Genomic DNA, 20,552 nt, shown 5'->3' on the forward strand with positions numbered 1-20,552 from the left:
GGGCAGCGGGCACCTCCCGCTCGCGCGGAACCAGGGTCACGGGCGGTGGGCAGGACAGGCCGGGCGGGCGGACCCAAGATGATCCGGTGACCGACCAGCTCTCCGCCCGTCTCGACCCGGCGACCGACGCCGCCACCGACGCTCCCACCGACGCCGCCACTGACGCCGGTCTGGCGGCCCGTGCCCCTGCGGGACCGTCCGCACCGGTCGCGACCCCGGCCCACACCCACCCCGCGACCCCCGAGGCCGAGGAGGTCCGCCTGGTCAGCGAGGGCTTCACCGACGGCGTGGAGCTCTTCACCTGGTACGACGGCGAGGGCCGGGTCCTGGCGGAGCACACCCCGCTCGACCCGACCCTCAAGCAGTGCGGCTGCTGACCGCCTGACCGCGCGCCGTCAGAAGGCGGACGACGGGACCTCGCGCTCGTCGTCGACCAGCGCCCGCACGAGGCGGGCCGCGACGTCGTCGGGGTCCTTGCCCTTCGGCAGCTTCGGCGCGCTGCCGGTGAGCGGCCGGTCGGCCAGCCCGGTCTCGGTGTGCGGCGGGCGGGCGTCGACCACGCGGACGCCGTCGCGGCGCAGCTCCTTCGCGGCGGCCCCGACGTAGCTCGACAGCGCGGCCTTGGCGGCCCCGTAGGCGGCCATGCCGGCGACCGGCCCCTCGGCGAGCACGGCGGTCACGACGAGCGCCGTCCCCTTCGACGCCCTCAGCGCGGGCAGTGCGGCGCGCAGCAGCCGGACGGGGGCGAGGTAGTCGACCAGGAGCAGCTCGTCGAGGGCGTCGTCGTCCTCGGTGCCGGCGGCGGCGAAGCCGGAGGCGCCCGCCAGGTGGACCACGGCGTCCAGACCGCCCAGGTGCTCGACCGCGGCGGACACCACGGCGTCGGGCTGGCCGGGCAGGGTGAGGTCGGCGGCGGTGGTCAGCGGGCGCACCCCCTCGAGGCCGTCCGCCAGCTCGTCGAGCCGTCCGGCGTCGCGAGCGGTGAGCGCCAACCGCGCCCCCGCCGCCGCGAGCCGGGTGGTGGTCGGCCGCCCGAGCCCTCCGGTCGACCCCGTCACCAGCACCCGTGCGCCCCGAAGATCCACGGGGGCAGCGTCTCCCGGCCCGCGCCACCCCGCACCCCCACCGAACCGCAACCAGGCGCTCGGCTGCGGTTCCGACCACCTCCGGAACCGCAACCAGGCGCTCGATTGCGCTTCCCACCACCTCCGGAACCGCAACCAGGCGCTCGATTGCGCTTCCCACCACCTCCGGAACCGCAACCAGGCGCTCGACTGCGCTTCCCACCACCTCCCGAACCGCAACCAGGCGCTCGGCTGCGGGGAGGGGGTCAGCCGTAGAAGACGCGCTCGACGACGGCGCGGGCGCGGCGGGCCCGGTGGCGCAGGTCGTCCTCGACCTGGGTGGCCGAGCCCGCCGGGTAGCCCAGGAGGCGGGCCGCGGCGCTGAGGTCGCGCGCCTCGCGGGGAAGCACGTCGGTGGGCCGGCCGCTGTGCAGCACCAGCGCGTCGCGCAGCCGCGAGGCGCCCTCCCACGCGTCGACCAGCACCCGGGCGTCGTGCTCGTCGAGCAGGTCGGCCTCGACGGCGGCGAGCAGGGCCCCCGTGGTCGAGGGCGTCCGCAGCGAGGGGACGTCACCGCTGTGCCGCAGCTGCAGCAGCTGCGCGGTCCACTCCACGTCGGCCAGGCCCCCGGGCCCGAGCTTGAGGTGGCGGCGCGGGTCGATGCCGCGCGGCAGGCGCTCGCCCTCGACGCGCGCCTTGACGCGCTGCACCTCCTTCAGCGCCGCCTCGTCGGCGCCGCCGGCGGGGTGGCGCAGGGGGTCGACCATCGAGCAGAACCGCCGGGCCACCTCGAGGTCGCCGGCCACGGGCACGGCCCGCAGCAGCGCCTGGGCCTCCCACGGCTCCGACCAGCGGCGGTAGTACTCCCGGCACGAGCCCAGCGACCGGGCGAGCGGCCCGTTGCGGCCCTCAGGGCGCAGGCGCGCGTCGACCTCGAGGGCCGGCTCGGGGCCGGGCGCCATGAGCATCCGCGTCACCTCGGCGGCCAGCGCCAGCGCCTGTTCCTGGGCCGCCGCGGCGCTCGCGCCGTGGAGCGGGTCGTGCACGAACACCACGTCGGCGTCGGAGCCGTAGCCCATCTCGGCCCCGCCGAGGCGCCCCATGCCGACGACGGCGAAGCGCGTGAGCCGCTCCCCGCCCCCGGGGGCGAGCACCGCCGGGGAGCGCCAGGCGACGTCGACGGCGGCGTCGAGCACGGCGCCGGTGGCGCTGCTGAGGGCCTCCCGGGCGGCGGGCGCGTCGACCAGGCCCAGCACGTCGGCCACGGCGGTGCGCAGCATCTCGCGGCCCCGCAGGCGGCGGACCACGGCCTCGGCGGCGGCGCCGTCGTCCTGGCGGGCGGTGGCGGTGCTGACCTCGGCGTGCAGCGCCGCGCGGGAGCGGGGGGCCAGCTCGGCGTCGTCGCCGAGCCAGCGGACGGCCTCGCCGTCGCGCTCCAGGCCGTCGGCGACCAGCCGGGACGACGACGTCGCGAAGGCGACCCGCTGCGCCGCGGCGCCCTCGTCGCGGAGCATCTTGAGGTACCAGTGCGAGCCGCCCAGCTTCTCGCTGATGCGGCGGAAGCTGAGCAGCCCCTCGTCGGGGCCGGCGCCGTCGGCGAACCAGCCGAGCATCACCGGGAGCAGCTGGCGCTGGATGGCGGCCCGGCGGCTGACCCCCGAGCTGAGCGCCGCGATGTGGCGCAGGGCCCCGGCCGGGTCGCGGTAGCCCAGCGCCCCGAGGCGGGCCTGCGCGGCGGCGGGCGAGAGGCGGACCTCGTCGGGAGAGAGGGCGGCGACGGCGGCCAGCAGCGGCCGGTAGAACAGGGCCTCGTGCAGCCGGCGCACGCGGCGGCGCACCACCGCCAGCTCGCGCTGGAGCCCGTCAGCGCCGCCGGGCACGCGCGCGGCACGGCCCAGGCGGCGCACCTCGGCCTCGGCGGTGGGGAGCACGTGCGTGCGCCGCAGCGAGCGCAGCTGCAGCCGGTGCTCCAGCACCCGCAGGAAGCGGTAGTCGTGGTCGAGCTCGGCGGCGTCGTGGCGGCCGACGTAGCCGTAGGCGGCGAGCCGCTCGAGGGCGTCGAGGGTGTTGGCGGTGCGCAGGGCGGGGTCGGTGCGGCCGTGGACCAGCTGCAGCAGCTGGACGCTGAACTCGACGTCGCGCAGCCCGCCGCGGCCCAGCTTCAGCTGCCGGTCGCGCTCCTTGGCCGGCACGTGGTCCTCCACGCGACGGCGCATCGCCTGGGCGCCCTCCACCAGGTCGGGCCGGTCGGCGGCCTGCCACACCAGACCGCCGACGGCCGCGGCGTAGGCGGCGCCGAGGTCGGTGTCGCCCGCGGCGGGCCGCGCCTTGAGCAGGGCCTGGAACTCCCAGGTCTTGGCCCAGCGGCGGTAGTAGCGCAGGTGGCTGTCGAGGGTGCGCACGAGCGGGCCGTCGCGCCCCTCGGGCCGCAGGTTCGCGTCGACGGGCCACAGCACCCCCTCGGGGGTGGAGGCCGAGCACGCCAGGGCCAGCTCGCTGGCGAGCTTGGTGCCGACGGCGATGGCGGTCTCGTCGTCGACCCCGTCGGCCGGGGCGACCACGTGCACGACGTCGACGTCGCTGACGTAGTTGAGCTCCCGGGCCCCGCACTTGCCCATCGCGATGACCGCCAGCCGGCACTGGTCGGCGCCGTCGACCACGGCGCGCGCCAGCGCCAGCGCGGTCTCGAGCGCGGCGTCGGCGAGGTCGGACAGCGCGCGCGTGCACGCGTCGACCGACGCCGTCGGCTCGAGCGAGGCGAGGTCGGCGCCGGCCACGGCCAGCAGCTCGGCGCGGTAGGCCACGCGCAGCGCGTCGCGGCCGGCGTCCCCGGTGAGGGCGGCCACGGGCGCCGCCGAGGCCGGGTCGGCGCCGACGGCCCGCAGCAGGACGGCGCGGGCGGCGGCGCGCTGCTCGGCGTGCGAGGCGTCGGCGGCCGGGGCCGCGGACGCCTCGCCGGCGGGGTCCTCGGCCAGGGGGTCGCGCTCCAGGACCCGCCAGTGCTCGGGGTGGCGCACGAGGTGCTCCCCCAGCGCCACCGACCCGCCGAGGACGGCGAGCAGCCGGTCGCGGACCGGCCCCCCGTCCACGAGGACGTCGAGCAGGGGCTCCTCGTGCGGGCCGCCCTCGGCGACCTCCAGGAGGCGCACCAGGGCCAGCAGGGCGCGGTCGGGGTCGGCGGTGGCGCCCAGCGCCCCGGCCACGGGGTCCAGACCGCCGACGCGCTCGGCCAGGCGGGTCAGCACCGGGTCGGACAGGAGCCGCACCGCGGTGGAGCCGCCGGAGAAGCCCAGCCGCAGCAGCTGGGCGGCGGCGCTGTCGGTGCGCGCCCCGGGCTGGGCCAGCAGGCCCGAGCGCCCGGGGCGGCCGAGCTGCGCGCCCTCGTCGGGGGCCGGGCTCACGGGGCGCTCACCCGACCGGTCCGCGACCTGGTCCCCGCACCGGTCCCCGCACCGGTCCCCGCACCGGTCCCCGCACCGGTCCCCGCACCGGTCCCCGCACCGGTCCCCGCACCGGTCCAGGGGTCGCTGCGGGGGTCGTCCTGCGGTTCGCCGGGGAGCAGGACCGCGGCGTGGGCGGCCGCCAGCAGCGCCAGCTCCGGCTCGGCGTCCTCCACCGCGGCCGCCTGGGCCGCGGCGCTCGTGCCGCGGGCCTCCAGCAGCGCCGCGTGCTCGGCGAGCCACTGCGCGAGGACGGGCGCGGTGACCTCGGGGTGGTACTGCACGCCCCAGGCCCGCTCCCCCACGCGCAGTGCCTGCACGCGGTAGAGGTCGCTGCTGGCCAGCAGCTCGGCGTCGGGCGGGAGCTCGGTGACGGCGTCGCCGTGGGCCTGCGGCGCACGCCACGAGCCGTCGGGCGCGCCCGCGGCGGCGAGCACCGCCGCCACGAGGGGGTCGGTCCGTCCGGCGGCGGTCGCGGTGACCTCGAGCAGGCCGGCCTCGGGTCCCCGAGCGCCGCGCTCCACGCGGCCCCCGGTCGCCAGGGCCAGCAGCTGGGCGCCCAGGCAGATCCCGAGGGCCGGCACGCCGTCGCGGGCCGCGGAGGCCAGCAGCGTCCGCGTCGCGGGGAGCCAGGGCGAGGCGTCGTCGTCCCAGGAGTCGGCCTGGCCCCCGAGCACCACCAGCCCGCCCACCCCGTCGAGCGCGTCCGGCCCGGACGGCAGGGGCTCGCCCCGCCAGGGCCGCAGCACCTCCAGGTGCGCGTCCCCCGCGAGCAGGGGCACCGCGAGGCGCCCGAGCGGGGCCCCGGCCTCGTGCTCGACCACCAGCACGCGGCGCCCCGTCCCCGGCTGCGCGCCCCCCGGCTCCACGGACCGCGCCTCAGAGGACCGGCAGGTGCCGGCGCAGCTCGTAGGGGGTGACCTGCGCGCGGTACTGGTTCCACTCCTCGCGCTTGTCGCGGATGAGGTAGTCGACCACGTGCTCACCGAGGGTCTCGGCGACCAGGTCGGAGGCCTCCAGCGCCGTCAGCGCCCGGTCCAGGCTCGCGGGCAGCGCGCCGATCCCCATGACCTTCCGCTCGGCGTCGGTCATCTTCGTGACGTCCTCGTCGGTGGGCTCGGGCAGCTCGTAGCCCTCCTCGATGCCCCGCAGGCCGGCCGCCAGCAGCAGCGCGTACGAGAGGTACGGGTTGGCCGCGGAGTCGAGGGCGCGGTACTCCACGCGCGCCGCGCCCGCCTTGCGCGGCTTGTACAGGGGCACGCGGACCAGCGCGGAGCGGTTGTTGTGGCCCCAGCAGACGTAGGAGGGGGCCTCGTCGCCGCCCCAGAGCCGCTTGTAGGAGTTCACGTACTGGTTGGTGACGGCGGTGATCTCCTGCGAGTGGCGCAGGAGGCCGGCGATGAACGCCCGGCCCGTCCTCGACAGCCCGTACTGGCCGCTCGGGTCGTGGAAGGCGTTGCGGTCGCCCTCGAAGAGCGACATGTGCGTGTGCATGCCCGAGCCGGGGTGCTGGGCCATGGGCTTGGGCATGAAGGTCGCGTAGACGCCCTGCTGGATCGCGACCTCCTTGATGACCGTGCGGAAGGTCATGATGTTGTCGGCCGTGGAGAGGGCGTCGGCGTAGCGCAGGTCGATCTCGTTCTGGCCGGGGCCGGACTCGTGGTGGCTGAACTCCACCGAGATGCCCATCGCCTCGAGCATGGTGATCGCCTGGCGGCGGAAGTCCTGCCCCTCGCCCCGCGGGACGTGGTCGAAGAAGCCGCCGGAGTCGATCGGGACCGGGACGCCGGTCTTCCGGCCGTCGTCGGCGAGCAGGTAGAACTCGATCTCGGGGTGCGTGTAGAAGGTGAAGCCGGCGTCGGCGGCCTTCGCCAGCACCCGCTTGAGCACCTGGCGGGAGTCGGAGCTCGCGGGGGTCCCCTCGGGGGTGAGGATGTCGCAGAACATGCGCGCCGTCCCCTGGCCGGAGATGGCGTCGGTGCGCCACGGCAGCACCTGGTAGGTGGCCGGGTCGGGCCGCATGAGCATGTCGGCCTCCGACACGCGGGTCAGCCCCTCGACGGCGGAGCCGTCGAAGCCGATGCCCTCGGCGAACGCGCCCTCCAGCTCGGCCGGGGCCACCGCCACCGACTTCAGCGACCCGTTGACGTCGGTGAACCACAGCCGGATGAACCGGATGTCGCGCTCCTCGACGGACCGGAGGACGAACTCCTGCTGCCTGTCCATGCGGAGCATCATGCCCGGCCGCCCGCTGCGCCCGGAGGAGCGGCTCCGGCGGGCGCGGCGGGCGGTCCGCGCGGAGGATGGTCGGTCGTGACCGACTCCTCCGCGCCCCCGTCGTCGACGGCGGGTGCACAGGCCCCTGACGTGGACCCGAACCGCTGGCGCGTGCTGACGGTCTGCCTGGTCACGGGGTTCATGACCCTGCTCGACGTCAGCATCGTCAACGTCGCCCTGCCGTCCATCGCGCAGGGCCTGGGCGCCTCCGGCAGCGAGCTGCAGTGGGTGGTGACCGGGTACGCCGTCGTCTTCGGCCTGGCGCTGGTGCCGGCGGGCCGCCTGGGCGACTCGTTCGGGCGCAAGAAGATCTTCCTCGTCGGGCTCGTGCTCTTCACGCTCGGGTCGCTCGCCTGCGGCCTGGCGCCCGACCCCGGCACGCTGATCGCGGCGCGCATCTTCCAGGGCCTCGGCGCGGGCATCCTCAACCCGCAGATCACCGCGATCATCAACTCGGAGTTCCGCGGCGCGGAGCGCGGCAAGGCGTTCGGGCGCTTCGGCGCCGTCGTCGGCCTGTCGACGGCGGTCGGCCCGCTGCTCGGCGGGCTGCTCATCACGCTGGTGCCCTGGGACGAGTCGTGGCGCCTCGTCTTCCTGGTGAACCTCCCGGTCGCGGTGGTCGCGTTCGCCCTCGGCCTCAAGCTCATCTCGGACAGGTCCAGCGCCGAGCGCACCCGCCTGGACTGGGTGGGCACCGTGCTGCTCGCCATCGCCGTCGGGCTCGTCCTCGGGGCGGTGCAGGAGCGGTCCGTGCTCGGCCCCGCGATCGTCGTCGGGGCGCTCGTGGTCGCCGTCGCCGCGTTCTGGGGCTTCGCCGCCTGGGAGCGGCGCTACGCGGCCGCCGGGCACCTCCCGCTGGCGCGCCCCGGCCTGCTCAAGACCCCGGGCTTCGGGCCCGGGGTGCTCGTGGGCGGCCTGTTCTTCGGCGGGTTCATCGCCATCTTCTTCACCGTCACGCTCTACCTGCAGGACTCCCTCGGCTACTCCGCGCTCGAGGCGGGCCTCACCCAGAGCCCGTTCGCGCTGGCCTCCGCCGTGGCGGCGCCGTGGGCGGGCAAGCGGGTCGCCGCGCAGGGCCGGACCCTCATCGTCCGAGGCCTGGGCATGGTGGTCGTCGGCCTGTTGCTGGTCATCGGCGTGGTCGAGCTGGTGGCACCCGCGGTCGGCGACGGGTGGACCGGCCTGCTGCTCGTCGCGCCGTTCCTGCTCACCGGGTTCGGCAGCGGCACGGTCATCGGCCCCAACGTCAACCTCTCGCTGGCCAACATCGACCCGCGCGACGCCGGCAGCGCCTCGGGGGTCTTCCAGACCTTCCAGCGCGTCGGGTCGGGCATCGGCCTCGCCGTGGTGAGCGCGGTGTTCCTCGCGGTGAGCGACGCGGGCGACCCGCGCGACGCCCTCTCGATCGCCCTGGGGGCCAGCGCGCTGCTCGTGCTGGCCGCGCTGGTGGTGGCGGTCTGGGACGTCCGCCACGGGAACCCGGCCGACGGCTCGTCCGACCAGCCGTCGCACCGCTCGTCCGGGCGCTCGTCCGGCCGGGGGGCGCACGAGGGCGCCGACGACGGCACCCGCTCCAGCGCTGGCTAGCCTGGCCGCATGCCCTCGCTGCGCCTCGCGCTGGCCCAGGTCGACGCCGTGGTGGGAGACCTGGCGGCCAACGCCGCCCTGGTCCGCTCCCGCTCGGCGCAGGCCGCCGCTGCTGGAGCCGACCTGGTCGCCTTCCCCGAGATGGTCCTCACGGGCTACCCGGTGGAGGACCTGTCGCTGCGCTCCTCGTTCGTGGAGGCCTCGCGGTCCGCGGTGGCGCAGCTGGCGCGCGACCTCGACGCCGACGGCCTGGGCGAGCTGCCCGTCGTCGTCGGGTACCTCGACAGGGTCACCGACCCCGAGACCCAGCTCGACGCCGAGGCCGCCGCCCGCGCCGGGTCCGGCCGCGACGAGCGGGGCGCGGTCGGCATGCCCAAGGGGATGCCGCAGAACTGCGCTGCGGTGCTGCACCGGGGCGCGGTGGTCGCCCGCTACGCCAAGCACCACCTGCCCAACTACGGCGTCTTCGACGAGTTCCGCTTCTTCGTGCCCGGGCGCGACCTGACCGTGGTGCGGGTGCGCGGCGTCGACGTCGCGGTCGTCATCTGCGAGGACCTCTGGCAGGACGGCGGCCCCGTCGCCCGCGCCCGCGAGGCCGGCGCCGAGCTGCTGCTCGTGCTGAACGGCTCGCCGTGGGAGCGCGACAAGGACGACACGCGCCTGGCCCTGGCCCAGCGCCGCGCCTCCGAGGCGGGCTGCCCCCTGGCGTGGCTGAACCTCGTCGGCGGGCAGGACGACCTCGTCTTCGACGGCGACTCGCTCGTGGTCGACGCCGCCGGCGAGCTGCTGGCCCGCGGCGCGCAGTTCGCCGAGGACCTGCTCGTGGTCGACGTCGACCTGCCCCACACGGGGGTCAACGCCGCCCAGCTGCCCCGCGGCGTGCAGCACGTCGTCGTCAGCGCCGAGGAGGTCGACGACGCCGAGGCGGCCGCGCGTCCGCCGCTGCCCGAGGTGGCGCACGAGCGCCTCGACGAGGTCGGCGAGGTGTGGGCGGCCCTGGTGCTGGGGCTGCGCGACTACGTCCGCAAGAACGGCTTCTCCAAGGTCGCGCTCGGCCTGTCCGGCGGCATCGACTCCGCCGTGGTCGCGGCCATCGGCGTCGACGCGCTGGGGCCCCAGGGCGTCACCGGGATCTCGCTGCCGTCGTCGTACTCCAGCGACCACTCCCGCTCCGACGCCGACGACCTGGCCGAGCGCACCGGCCTCGACTACCGGACCATCCCGATCGCGCCGATGGTCGACGCGTTCACCTCGGGCCTCGCCGGGGGCATGGTGCTCTCGCCGGTCGCGGAGGAGAACCTCCAGGCCCGCGTGCGCGGCACCACGCTGATGGCGCTGAGCAACTCCGAGGGCCACCTCGTGCTCGCCACCTCCAACAAGAGCGAGCTGAGCGTCGGCTACTCCACGCTCTACGGAGACTCCGTCGGCGGGTACGCGCCCCTGAAGGACGTCCCGAAGATGCTCGTGTGGCAGCTCGCCCGCTGGCGCAACGACCGGGCCGCCGCGCGCGGCGAGGTCGCGCCCATCCCCGAGAACAGCATCTCCAAGGTGCCCTCGGCCGAGCTGCGGCCCGGGCAGACCGACCAGGACTCCCTGCCGCCCTACGAGGTGCTCGACGACCTGCTCGAGCACTACGTCGTCGGCGCGCAGGGCCGCGGCGAGCTGCTGGAGGCGGGCTTCGAGGCCCAGGTGGTCGACGACGTCGTCACCCTCGTCGACAGGGCCGAGTGGAAGCGCCGGCAGTTCGCCCCCGGGGTCAAGATCTCGTCCGTGGCGTTCGGGCGCGACCGCCGCCTGCCGATCACCTCGCACTGGCGGGAGAACCGCGCCTGATGGGCGAGCAGACGGGCGAGCGCATCGCCCCGAGGCGCGTGCGGGTGCACCACCTGCGCGCCATGAAGCAGGCCGGCCAGCCGATCACCATGCTGACGGCGTACGACGCGGTCACCGCCGACGTCTTCGCCGAGGCGGGCATCGACGTGCTGCTCGTGGGCGACTCCGTGGGCGACAACCTGCACGGGCACGCCACCACCATCCCGGTGACCGTCGAAGACCTCCTCCCCCACGTGCGAGCGGTCGCCTCGCGCGGGGGGCGCCCGTTCGTCGTCGCCGACCTGCCCTTCGGCTCCTACGAGGAGGGCCCGGCCCAGGCGCTGCGCTCCGCGGTGCGGATGCTCAAGGAGGGCCTCGCCCACGGCGTGAAGCTCGAGGGCGGCCGCCGCGTCGCGGCGCAGGTCAAGGCGCTGGTCGACGCCGGCATCCCCGTCATGGGCCACCTCGGCTTCACCCCGCAGTCGGTCAACGCCATGGGCGGGCCCCGGGTGCAGGGCCGCGGCGCCGCCGCCGACGACCTGCTCGCCGACGCCCTCGCGCTGCAAGAGGCCGGCGCGTTCGCCGTCGTCCTGGAGGTCGTGCCCGGGCCCGTGGCGGAGCGGGTCACCGCGGCGCTCGACATCCCCACCATCGGCATCGGCGCCGGGGCGGGCTGCGACGGGCAGGTGCTCGTGTGGCTCGACATGGCGGGCCTGACCGAGCACGCCCCGAAGCTCGCCAAGGCCTACGCCCAGCTGCGGACCGCCCTGCGCGAGGCCGCGCAGGAGTACGCCGCCGAGGTGCGCTCGCGGTCCTTCCCCGGCCCCGAGCACACCGTCGCGGAGTAGCCCCGCCGCCCCGCGACGGCTGACGGGCCCCGGGTCGCTCCGCGCGCCACCCCCGCGTCAGCCCCGCGTCAGCCCCGCGTCAGCCCCGCGTCAGCTCACGCAGAGCTCGCCGCCCTCGGGGTCGGTCATGACCACCCAGCGCTGCGGGCCCTGGCGGCGCTCCTCGACGCGGGTGGCGCCCAGTCCCTCCAGGCGCCGCACCTCGGCCTCGATGCGCGCCTCCCCCACGTGCAGGTCGAGGTGCACGCGGTTCTTGGCGGTCTTGGGCTCGGGCACGCGCTGCAGGTACAGCCGCGGGCGGAGCCCGCCGGGGTCGCGCGCGGCCGCGGCGTCGCGCCACACCAGCACCCCGCCGCGGTCGAGCACGTCGGCGTCGGTCGCGTGCCCCTCGGCGACCATCCGACGCGCGAAGGCGTCGACGTCCTCCACCTCGTAGCCCAGGGCCGCGGCCCAGAACTCCGCCTGCGCGTGGGGGTCGGCGCAGTCGAGGACCACCTGCACCCCCGGGGCACCGGTCCCGGCGTCAGCGCTCATCAGTCGTCGGCGTCCTGGCGGTCCCACGCCTCGGTGCGCCGGCGGGCTGTCTCCAGCGCCGCCTCGGCCTCGGCGCGGCTGGCGTACGGGCCCATCAGGGTCGCGCCCGGCTTGAGGTGGCCGACGTCGACCTGCTGGGTCTTCGTGTTGAACCAGTACTGCTCGCGGGTGTCGTCGCTCATGCGCGTGATCGTCCTCCCGAGCACCGGCGGTGGCGACCCGGAGGACCCCCCGACCGGGCGCACCGGACGCACTGGCGCTGCCGCCGGCCGCGGTGCGGGCTAGCCTGCGGCGTCGTGGCACCCGAGACCTCCACCGCGCCGACCACCGCCCCGACGACCACGCCGGACGCGGCCCCCGGCGGCGCGCGCAGCGGCACCGCGATCGGCATCGACATCGGCGGCTCCGGCATCAAGGGCGCGCCGGTCGACCTCGCCACCGGCGAGTTCTCCGCCGAGCGCATCCGCATCCCCACGCCGCAGCCGTCCACGCCCGACGCCGTCTCCCGCGTGGTCAAGCAGATCGTCGACCAGATCTGCGCCGACCTCCCCGACGGCGGCGCGGGCGTCCCGGTGGGGATCACCTTCCCCGCCGTCATCCAGCACGGGGTCGCGCGCACGGCCGCGAACGTCGACAAGGGCTGGGTCGACTACGACGTCGCGACCCTGATGACCGCCGTCACCGGCCACCCGGTGCACGTGGTCAACGACGCCGACGCCGCCGGCATCGCCGAGGCGCGCTACGGCGCCGCGAAGGGCGTCCGCGGTGTCGTCGTGCTGGCGACGCTGGGCACCGGCATCGGCACCGCGGTCATGGTCGACGGCGCCCTGCTGCCCAACACCGAGCTGGGCCACCTGGAGGTCGACGGGCACGACGCCGAGACCCGCGCCTCCGACGCCGCCCGCGAGCGCGACGACCTGTCCTGGTCGCACTGGGCCAAGCGCCTCAACAAGTACTTCTCCAGCCTCGAGGCGCTGCTCTGGCCCGACCTCATCGTCGTGGGCGGCGGGGTGTCGAAGAAGTCGGAGAAGTTCCTGCCCGAGCTGCGGCTCCGGACGCCGATCGTGCCGGCGCAGCTGCTGAACTCCGCGGGCATCGTGGGCGCCGCGGTGCTGGCCGCCGAGCAGCGCCGCTGACCCGCCGCTGACCCGCCGCTGACCCGCCGCTGACCCGCCGCTGACGGCGCGTCCGCTGGTCAGCTGCTGAGGTCGCTGGGGGCGGACGACGACGGCGCGCCGCTCTCCTCCGCCGAGGGCTCCGCGTGCGCGGTGGGCGTCTGCGACGGGGTGCCGGCCCCGGCCGGCGCTGACAGCGAGGTGACGCGGCCGTCCGCCCCGCCGCTCGTCGCGGTGCTGCTGCTGCTGGTGCTGGTGCTGGCTCCGCCGGAGGTCCGGTCGGTGCTGGGGGGCAGCAGCGCGGCGCCACCCGTCGGGCTGCCCGGCGCGTCCTGCGCCCCCGTCGTCCCCGTCGACCCCGTCGACCCCGGCGTGCCGGCCGTGTCGCCGGCCGAGCCGCGCTCGGGCTCCGAGGTCGGGGGCGGGCTGGGCGGGGTCGACGACGAGCCCTGCGACGGCGGCGGGGTCGCGGTGTCGGAGGACGCACTGCCGCCGTCCGACGAGCCCGCGCTCCCCGGAGTGCCCTCGTCGGCGCCGGTGCCGCCCCCGGCGGGCGTCGACGGGTCGGACGCGGGGGCGCTGGCGCCGCCGGAGCCGGTGCTCGCCGCGGTGTCGTCGGCGGGCAGCAGCCACGGCTGGGTCGCGGCGACCTCGGGGACGAAGACGCCCAGCCCGGGGAGCCCCATGGCCGTGACGGACGGGGCGAAGGGCGGGAACTGCTCCACCACCTGCGCGAGGCGCGCGGCCTGCACCGGCCCGTAGCCGGTGCCGGCCGAGGCGCCGCCCGCGCCAGCGCCCGCCGACGACCCGCCGGAGGCCGCAGCGCGCGAGCCGGAGGTCTCGGGGAGGGCCGGCGCGGCGGCGCCGGGCGAGGCGCCGCTGGCGGTGGTCACCGAGGTCTCCTGCCCGGGCAGCTCCGGGAGCCCCCCGAGGGAGATCGTGAGCGTGGCGGCCACCAGGAGGCCGGCGACGCCGAGGGCGACGCCCTCGGCGGGGTGGGCGAGGCGCAGGCCGCTGCGGCCCTTCGCCCGTCGTCCCACCCTGCGCCTCCAGCGTCGTCCGGCGCGCGCCAGCGGTTGCGGTCACGGCCCGCCACCCACGGTAGCCACGGGACCGCGCCGGGTCAGGGACTTCCGCACTTCCGGCGCGGTGCGCCGGGAACGGCACTCCCCGCCCCGGCGGGTCCCAGCAGGTCGCAGCGGGTCCAGCAGGTCGCAGCGGGTCGCGCCGCCCCTGACCGCTGGCTAGCGTGCTGACGTCGTCGGGCCCGACCGGGCACCGCTCGCAGCAGCCACACCCCAGCCACACCCCAGCCACCCAGGAGGACGTCCCGTGCGCCTTGCCCACCTCCCCGCCCGCGTCGCCAGCGGCCTGTACATCCTCAACTCAGGGCTCTCCAAGCGGAACGCGCCGCAGGAGGTCGCCGCCGGCCTGCACGGCTTCGCGATGGCGGCCTACCCGTTCCTGGAGCAGGTCCCCCCGGCGAAGTTCGTCAAGGCGCTGTCGACGTCCGAGATCGTCCTGGGCTCGACCCTGCTGGTGCCCCTGGTGCCGACGCGCCTGGTCGCCCTGGGCCTGGGCGCCTTCAGCGCCGGGCTCCTGGGCCTGTACCTGCGCGTGCCCGGCATGCGCGAGGCGGGCAGCCTGCGCTGGACCGAGCAGGGCCAGGCCATCGCCAAGGACGTCTTCCTCGCGGGCATCGCCGGGACCCTCCTCGCCGACGGCGGCGGTCGCGACCGCTCCTGACCCCCGCGCCGGCCGGGGGGAGCCGCAGCCGCCGGGCAGCGACCTGGGAGGTTCCTGCGACGGGGGCCGCCCGGGCGTTCTCGGCGAGCGGATCGCGACGGCCTGCCGCAAGATCGGAGCACCCGATGAAGGAGGGCCACATGTCTGCTGTCGACAAGATCAAGAACGCCGCCCAGGAGGCCGCCGGCAAGGTCAAGGAGGCCGTCGGTGAGAAGACGGACAACCGCGACCTGCAGGCCGAGGGCCAGCGCGACCAGGTCGCCGGCGACGTCAAGCAGCGCGGCGAGCACGTCAAGGACGCGTTCAAGCGCTGAGGTCCCTCCGCACCGACGGCCGCCGCCCCACCCGGGGCGGCGGCCGTCGTCGTCCCCCCTGCCGGGGGACCCGGCGTGGCGATCACCCCGGCGCGGCGGAAGGATGTGACCGCCGCGGCGTCCCGGCACGGCGTGCTGGGACGTGCCGCGGCCTGCACGGAACCCCGCACGGAACTCCTGGAGGAGCGCGATGACGCGTCCGGTCACCCTGTTCACCGGTCAGTGGGCCGACCTGCCCTTCGAGGAGGTCGCCCGCCTCGCGGGCGAGTGGGGGTACGACGGCCTCGAGATCGCCTGCTGGGGCGACCACCTCGACGTCGTCCGCGCCGCGGAGGACCCGGCCTACGTGGCCGAGAAGAAGGCCGTGCTGGAGAAGAACGGCCTGAAGACCTGGACGCTGTCGAACCACCTGCTCGGGCAGGCCGTGTGCGACTCGCCCATCGACGAGCGCCACCGCGACATCCTGTCCGACCGGGTCTGGGGCGACGGCGACCCCGAGGGCGTCCGCCAGCGCGCCCAGGCCGAGATGATCACCACGGCGAAGGCCGCGAAGGCCATGGGCGTCGACACCGTCACCGGCTTCACGGGCTCCTCCATCTGGCACGCGGTGGCCATGTTCCCGCCGGCGTCGGACGCGTTCGTGCAGAAGGGCTTCGACGACTTCGTCACCCGCTGGACGCCGGTCCTCGACGCGATGGCCGAGAACGGCGTGCGGTTCGCCCTCGAGATCCACCCCACCGAGATCGCCTACGACTACTGGACGGCGAAGCGCGCCCTGGAGGCGATCGACCACCCGGCCTTCGGGTTCAACTTCGACCCGAGCCACTTCGTGTGGCAGCAGCTCGACCCGTCGGTCTTCCTGCAGGACTTCGCCGACAAGATCTTCCACGTGCACTGCAAGGAGTCGGTGACCCACCTCGACGGCCGCAACGGCCGCCTGGGCAGCCACCTGGCGTGGGCCGACCCCCGCCGCGGGTGGGACTTCGTCTCCGTCGGCCACGGCGAGGTGCCGTGGGAGCGGATCTTCCGCGTCCTGAACTCGATCGGCTACACCGGCCCCACGTCGGTGGAGTGGGAGGACGCCGGCATGGACCGCCTCGTCGGCGCCCCCGAGGCGCTCGGCATCGTGCGGAAGCTCAACGCGATCCAGCCGCCGGCCGCCGCCTTCGACGCCGCCTTCTCCACCGGCCGCTGACCCCGTCCCCCGAACGCAGGAGAGCCACCGCATGACCATCCAGAAGCTGGACGTCGCCGTCGCCGGCTACGCCTTCATGGGCCGCGTGCACAGCGCCGGCTGGGCGCAGGCCGCCAAGTTCTTCGACCTGGGGGTGCCGGTCAACGTCACCACCGTCGTCGGGCGCAACCGCGCCGCCGCCCAGGAGTTCGCCGACCGGTTCGGCATCCCGAACGTCGTCACCGACTGGCGCGAGGCCGTGGCCGACCCGTCCATCGACGTCGTCGACGTCTGCACCCCCGGTGACAGCCACGTCGACATCGCCATCGGCGCGCTCGAGGCCGGCAAGCACGTCATCTGCGAGAAGCCGCTGGCCAACACCGTCGAGGGCGCCGAGCGAATGGTCGCCGCCGCCGAGGCCGCCAAGGGCCGCGGCGTGCGGTCGATGGTGGGCTTCTCCTACCGCCGCACCCCGGCGCTGGCGTACGCGCGCAAGCTCGTGCAGGACGGACGCATCGGCGACGTGCGCCACATCCGCGCCGTCTACCTCCAGGACTGGATCGCCGACCCGGAGTTCCCGCTGGTCTGGCGCCTGGACAAGGAGGCCGCCGGCTCCGGCGCCCTCGGCGACATCGGCGCGCACATCATCGACCTGGCCTCCTTCGTCACCGGCCACCGCCTCACCGGCGTCTCGGGCCTGACCGAGACCTTCGTGAAGAGCCGCCCCAAGCTCGAGTCGCAGACCGGCGGCCTCAGCGCGCAGGGCGGGAGCGAGCGCGGCGAGGTCACGGTCGACGACGCCGCCGTCTTCATCGCCCGCACCGACCAGGGCGCGCTGGCCACCTTCGAGGCCACCCGCTTCGCCCTCGGGCGGCGCAACGCGATGCGCATCGAGGTCAACGGCTCGAAGGGCTCCCTCGCGTTCGACTTCGAGCGGATGAACGAGCTCGAGTTCTACGACGGCGCGAACCCCGACGTCGAGGCGGGCTTCCGCCGCGTGCTCGTCACCGAGCCCGACCACCCGTACACGGGCGCCTGGTGGCCCGCCGGGCACGGCCTGGGCTACGAGCACACCTTCACCCACGAGATCCGCGACTTCGTGGTCGACGTGCTCGCCGGTCGGGACCCGGAGCCGTCCTTCGCCGACGGCCTGGCCGTGCAGAAGGTGCTCGCCGCCGTCGAGGACAGCGCCGCGAACTCCTCGCGCTGGACCCCGCTGGGCTGACCCACCACCGACGGCCAGGGGTCCGCACCACGCTCGTGGTGCGGACCCCCTGGCCGTCTCCCGTGCTGCTCCCCACCTCCGCGACGATCACGCACCTGAGCGCCACACACCGCCCGACCGAGGTGCCGATGTGGCGCGGAGCCGCCTGATCGTCGCGGAACTGGGCCCAGCCCGGCTCCGCAGCGGCGCACGCCAGGCCCCCGACGTGCACGAGCCCCCCGCGCCGACCCCCCCATCCCCGCGACGATCACGCACCTGAGCGCCACACACCGCCCGGCCGAGGTGCAGATGTGGCGCGGAGCCGCTTGATCGTCGCGGGGAGGGGCTAGCCCAGGTCCTTCTCCGCCTCCGCGAGCGCGGCGAACTCCTCGTCGGGCGAGTTCGCCACGAGGCGCCTGCGGCTGTAGAGACCGAAGTAGGCCATGAACGCCAGGAAGGCCACCAGGCACAGGGCCGCGGCCCTCGTGTCGACCAGGAACGTGCCGATGACGGCGATGACGGCCACCACGAGGGCGAAGCCCGTCGTCGCCACACCGCCGGGGGTGCGGTACGGCCGGGGCATGTCGGGCTCGCGGACCCGCAGCACGATGTGGCTCACCATCATCAGCACGTAGCTGAGGGCGGCGCCGAACACGGCCATGTTGAGCAGGAGCGCCCCCTCGCCGGTCAGGGAGAGCAGGAAGCCGATGACGCCGGGGACGACGAGCGCGAGCGTCGGCGTCTTGCGGCTGCTCGTCACCGACAGGGCGCGCGGCAGGTAGCCGGCGCGGGAGAGCGCGAACAGCTGGCGCGAGTAGGCGTAGATGATCGAGAAGAAGCTCGCCACGAGGCCGGCCAGACCGATGTAGTTGACCACCGAGGCCGCCCCGGTGCTCGACAGCGCCTCCACCAGCGGGTTGCCGGAGGCCGACATCGCCTGCGCTCCCCCGGCTCCGGTGGCCAGCACCAGGGTGAGCGCGCAGGTGGCCAGCAGCACCAGCATCGCGGCGATGATGCCGCGCGGGACGTTGCGCTGCGGGTCCTTGGTCTCCTCCGCCGCCAGCGGCACGCCCTCGATGGCGAGGAAGAACCAGATGGCGAAGGGGATGGCCGCCCAGACGCCCAGGTAGCCGAAGGGCAGCAGCTCCGAGGCACCCGCGGCGTCGCTCGGGGGGATGTTCGTCAGGTTGGCGACGTCGAAGTCCGCCAGCGCGGCGACCCCGAAGACCACGAGGCCCACCAGCGCCACCGCGGTGACCACGAACATCACCTTCAGCGCCTCGCCGACGCCCACCAGGTGGATGCCGACGAACAGCGCGTACGCCGCCAGGTAGACCCACCAGCCGTCGGTGATGCCGAACAGCCCGAGCGACTCCACGTACGCCCCGATGAAGGTGGCGATGGCGGCGGGGGCGATGGCGTACTCGATGAGGATCGCGGTGCCGGTGGCGAAGCCGCCCCAGGGGCCCAGGGCCCGGCGGGCGAAGGTGTAGCCGCCGCCCGCCGCCGGCAGCGCCGAGCTCAGCTCGGCCATGCCGAGCACCAGCGCCAGGTACATGCCGGCGACGACGACGGTCGCGATCGCCAGGCCGCCGAAGCCGCCCTCGGCGAGACCGAAGTTCCACCCGGAGTAGTCGCCGGAGATGACGTAGCTGACGCCGAGGCCGGCGAGCAGCACCCACCCGGCGCTCCCGGTCTTCAGCTCCCTCTTGCGCAGGTAGTCCTGCGACTCGACGTGCGTCTTCGACAGGTCCGTCACGTGAGTGCTCCCTCGGCTCACCCTGCTGGTCGGCGCACGCTAGCGGCGCTCGGCGACGTGCGTCTACGCCCCCGGGGCAGACTCGCCGGGACCGGTCTGGAACCGGACCTCAGGCCGGGCGCCCGGGTCGGCGCAGGCGCCCCGGGCGGCCTGCACGAGCCCGGCGAAGAGCCCGGCGTCGGCCACCACCTCGGGGTGCCACTGGACGCCCACCGCGAACGCTCCCCCGGGCCGCTCCAGCGCCTCCAGGGTCCCGTCGTCCGCCCACGCCACCGCCGCGTAGCCGGGGTGGCTCCGCACCGCCTGGTGGTGGTGGCAGCTGACGGTCGCCGTCGGCCCCACGAGCAGCCCCAGGCGGCTGGTGGGCTCGATGCGGACCTCGACGTCGCCGTAGCCGTCGCCCCCGGGGTCGTGCCCGTCGTGCTCCACGACGTCGGGCAGGTGCTGCTCGAGCGCGCCCCCGGCGTGCACGGCCATCACCTGCATGCCCCGGCACACCCCCAGCACCGGCAGGCCGCGCTCCAGCGCCGCGTCGAGCAGGGCCAGCTCCCAGGCGTCGCGGTCCGGGCGGGGCGCCCCGGTGCGGGGGTGCACCGGCTCGCCGTAGGCACCAGGGGCGACGTCGGCGCCGCCCGCCACCACGAGGGCGTCGAGCCGCGCCACCGCGTCGACGGCGGACGCCGCGAGGTGCTCCGCGGCCCCCGCCGGGGCAGCAGCACCGGGACGCCCCCGGCGTGGTGCACCGCGTCGGCGTAGGTGGCGGGCAGCAGGTCGGCGCGCTGGTGCCACACCCCCCAGGCCGCCTGCTCCCGGTAGGTGCTGATCCCCACCAGGGGCCGGGGCTGCGGGGCGGCAGCGCTCGGCCCGGTCGTCACAGGGGGGTGACGTAGGCGGCGGAGATGCCGCCGTCGACCAGGAACGTCGACGCGGTGATGAAGCTCGCGTCGTCGGAGGCGAGGAAGAGGACGGCGCTGGCCAGCTCCTCCGGCTCGGCGAAGCGGCCCATCGGCACGTGCACCAGGCGCCGGGCGGCGCGCTCCTCGTCCTTGGCGAACAGCTCCTTGAGGAGCGGCGTGTTCACCGGGCCCGGGCACAGCGCGTTGACGCGGACGCCCTCGCGGGCGAACTGCACGCCCAGCTCGCGCGTCATGCTCAGCACGCCGCCCTTGGAGGCGGAGTAGGAGATCTGGCTGGTGGCCGCGCCCATCACCGCCACGAAGGAGGCGGTGTTGATGATCGAGCCCCGGCCCTGCTCGAGCATGTAGGGCAGTGCGGCCTTGCAGCACAGGTAGACGCTGGTGAGGTTGACCTCCTGCACCCGGCGCCACGCGTCGAGCTCGGTGGTGAGGATGGAGTCGTCGTCGGGCGGGCTGATGCCGGCGTTGTTGAACGCGACGTCGACCGAGCCGAACCGCTCCTTGGCGGTCGCGAAGAGGGCGTCGACCTGCTCCTTGCTCGTCACGTCGACGCGCACGAACGCCGCGACCCCGTCACCGCCCAGCTCGGCCACCACGCGGGCGCCCGAGGCCTCGTCGATGTCGCCGACGACGACCTTCGCGCCCTCGGCCACGAAGCGCCGCGCCGTCGCGAGGCCGATGCCGGAGCACCCCCCGGTGATGACGGCGACCCGGTCCTGCAGACGTCCTGCCACGTGCTCGTTCTCCTCCGTGCTCACGGT

The 20,552-nt window shown here is 75.6% G+C and carries 19 protein-coding genes and 1 pseudogene; 9 read left to right on the top strand and 11 right to left on the bottom strand.

Annotation, left to right across the window (positions count from 1 at the left end; translation table 11 throughout):
• Positions 1-86 precede the first annotated feature (86 nt).
• Positions 87-377: a hypothetical protein gene (locus F1641_RS11290; RefSeq protein WP_194905556.1), complete on the top strand. Its 291-nt coding sequence runs from the start codon at positions 87-89 to the stop codon at positions 375-377.
• An 18-nt stretch (positions 378-395) separates the two neighbouring features.
• Here F1641_RS11290 and F1641_RS11295 read toward each other — a convergent pair whose 3' ends face one another.
• From F1641_RS11295 to glnA, 4 genes are all read right to left on the bottom strand, one after another.
• Positions 396-1,085 carry an SDR family NAD(P)-dependent oxidoreductase gene (locus tag F1641_RS11295; RefSeq protein WP_309225569.1) on the bottom strand — a complete coding sequence of 230 codons (690 nt, stop codon included), beginning with the start codon at positions 1,083-1,085 and terminating at the stop codon, positions 396-398.
• A gap of 245 nt (positions 1,086-1,330) precedes the next feature.
• Positions 1,331-4,465 (bottom strand): bifunctional [glutamine synthetase] adenylyltransferase/[glutamine synthetase]-adenylyl-L-tyrosine phosphorylase, encoded by a 3,135-nt coding sequence (locus F1641_RS11300; protein ID WP_309225570.1) that lies wholly within the window; start codon positions 4,463-4,465, stop codon positions 1,331-1,333.
• Complete coding sequence (locus F1641_RS11305) at positions 4,462-5,373, bottom strand: type 1 glutamine amidotransferase (protein ID WP_194905557.1); 912 nt, start codon at positions 5,371-5,373, stop codon at positions 4,462-4,464. Before F1641_RS11305 ends, F1641_RS11300 begins: the two co-directional genes overlap by 4 nt.
• Before the next feature lie 10 nt (positions 5,374-5,383).
• Complete coding sequence (glnA, locus tag F1641_RS11310; RefSeq protein WP_194905558.1) at positions 5,384-6,730, bottom strand: type I glutamate--ammonia ligase; 1,347 nt, start codon at positions 6,728-6,730, stop codon at positions 5,384-5,386.
• An 87-nt stretch (positions 6,731-6,817) separates the two neighbouring features.
• Between glnA and F1641_RS11315 the strand changes: the two genes are divergently transcribed.
• The 3 genes from F1641_RS11315 to panB are packed head-to-tail and all read left to right on the top strand — an operon-like array spanning position 6,818 to position 11,028.
• Positions 6,818-8,368 (top strand): MFS transporter, encoded by a 1,551-nt coding sequence (locus F1641_RS11315; RefSeq protein WP_194905560.1) that lies wholly within the window; start codon positions 6,818-6,820, stop codon positions 8,366-8,368.
• A gap of 9 nt (positions 8,369-8,377) precedes the next feature.
• The gene (locus F1641_RS11320; protein WP_194905562.1) at positions 8,378-10,201 is read left to right on the top strand and encodes an NAD+ synthase; all 1,824 of its coding nucleotides are present in this window, start codon (positions 8,378-8,380) and stop codon (positions 10,199-10,201) included.
• Positions 10,201-11,028 (top strand): 3-methyl-2-oxobutanoate hydroxymethyltransferase, encoded by an 828-nt coding sequence (gene panB / locus F1641_RS11325; protein ID WP_194905564.1) that lies wholly within the window; start codon positions 10,201-10,203, stop codon positions 11,026-11,028. Before F1641_RS11320 ends, panB begins: the two co-directional genes overlap by 1 nt.
• Positions 11,029-11,118: 90 nt before the next feature.
• Here panB and F1641_RS11330 read toward each other — a convergent pair whose 3' ends face one another.
• Positions 11,119-11,562, bottom strand: a complete 444-nt coding sequence (locus F1641_RS11330; protein WP_194905567.1) for a VOC family protein — start codon at positions 11,560-11,562, stop codon at positions 11,119-11,121.
• Positions 11,562-11,744, bottom strand: a complete 183-nt coding sequence (locus tag F1641_RS11335) for an SPOR domain-containing protein (protein WP_194905569.1) — start codon at positions 11,742-11,744, stop codon at positions 11,562-11,564. The genes F1641_RS11330 and F1641_RS11335 overlap by 1 nt, the downstream gene beginning before the upstream one ends.
• Positions 11,745-11,945: 201 nt before the next feature.
• On the opposite strand from F1641_RS11335, the gene ppgK reads away from it, so the two are divergent.
• Entirely contained in the window at positions 11,946-12,698 is a 753-nt protein-coding gene (gene ppgK, locus F1641_RS11340; protein ID WP_194905966.1) for a polyphosphate--glucose phosphotransferase, read from the top strand.
• A 59-nt stretch (positions 12,699-12,757) separates the two neighbouring features.
• Here ppgK and F1641_RS11345 read toward each other — a convergent pair whose 3' ends face one another.
• Positions 12,758-13,717 (bottom strand): hypothetical protein, encoded by a 960-nt coding sequence (locus F1641_RS11345; RefSeq protein WP_194905570.1) that lies wholly within the window; start codon positions 13,715-13,717, stop codon positions 12,758-12,760.
• Positions 13,718-14,009: 292 nt separating this feature from the next.
• Between F1641_RS11345 and F1641_RS11350 the strand changes: the two genes are divergently transcribed.
• The 4 genes from F1641_RS11350 (at position 14,010) to F1641_RS11365 (ending at position 17,136) form a co-directional block, all read left to right on the top strand.
• The gene (locus F1641_RS11350; RefSeq protein WP_194905572.1) at positions 14,010-14,423 is read left to right on the top strand and encodes a hypothetical protein; all 414 of its coding nucleotides are present in this window, start codon (positions 14,010-14,012) and stop codon (positions 14,421-14,423) included.
• Between the two features lie 140 nt (positions 14,424-14,563).
• Positions 14,564-14,737 (top strand): CsbD family protein, encoded by a 174-nt coding sequence (locus F1641_RS11355; RefSeq protein ID WP_194905574.1) that lies wholly within the window; start codon positions 14,564-14,566, stop codon positions 14,735-14,737.
• 190 nt (positions 14,738-14,927) lie between these two features.
• A complete protein-coding gene (locus F1641_RS11360) occupies positions 14,928-15,932 on the top strand; it encodes a sugar phosphate isomerase/epimerase (RefSeq protein WP_194905576.1) in 1,005 nt (334 codons plus the stop codon).
• 31 nt (positions 15,933-15,963) lie between these two features.
• The gene (locus F1641_RS11365; RefSeq protein WP_194905578.1) at positions 15,964-17,136 is read left to right on the top strand and encodes a Gfo/Idh/MocA family protein; all 1,173 of its coding nucleotides are present in this window, start codon (positions 15,964-15,966) and stop codon (positions 17,134-17,136) included.
• Between the two features lie 325 nt (positions 17,137-17,461).
• Here F1641_RS11365 and eat read toward each other — a convergent pair whose 3' ends face one another.
• The 4 genes and pseudogenes from eat to F1641_RS11380 all read right to left on the bottom strand — a co-directional run bounded on the left by eat (position 17,462) and on the right by F1641_RS11380 (position 20,525).
• Positions 17,462-18,865, bottom strand: coding sequence for an ethanolamine permease (gene eat / locus F1641_RS11370; protein ID WP_194905968.1), 1,404 nt, complete (start codon positions 18,863-18,865; stop codon positions 17,462-17,464).
• Positions 18,866-18,937: 72 nt separating this feature from the next.
• Positions 18,938-19,537, bottom strand: coding sequence for a gamma-glutamyl-gamma-aminobutyrate hydrolase family protein (locus tag F1641_RS11375; protein WP_206691033.1), 600 nt, complete (start codon positions 19,535-19,537; stop codon positions 18,938-18,940).
• Between the two features lie 89 nt (positions 19,538-19,626).
• Positions 19,627-19,749, bottom strand: a pseudogene (locus F1641_RS22450) (gamma-glutamyl-gamma-aminobutyrate hydrolase family protein); the annotation flags it as partial.
• Positions 19,746-20,525, bottom strand: a complete 780-nt coding sequence (locus F1641_RS11380; RefSeq protein WP_194905580.1) for a 3-oxoacyl-ACP reductase — start codon at positions 20,523-20,525, stop codon at positions 19,746-19,748. The pseudogene F1641_RS22450 and the gene F1641_RS11380, both read right to left, overlap by 4 nt.
• Between the last annotated feature and the right edge of the window lie 27 nt (positions 20,526-20,552).

This window comes from Quadrisphaera sp. INWT6 (genome assembly GCF_015390235.1).
Taxonomy (GTDB): domain Bacteria; phylum Actinomycetota; class Actinomycetes; order Actinomycetales; family Quadrisphaeraceae; genus Quadrisphaera.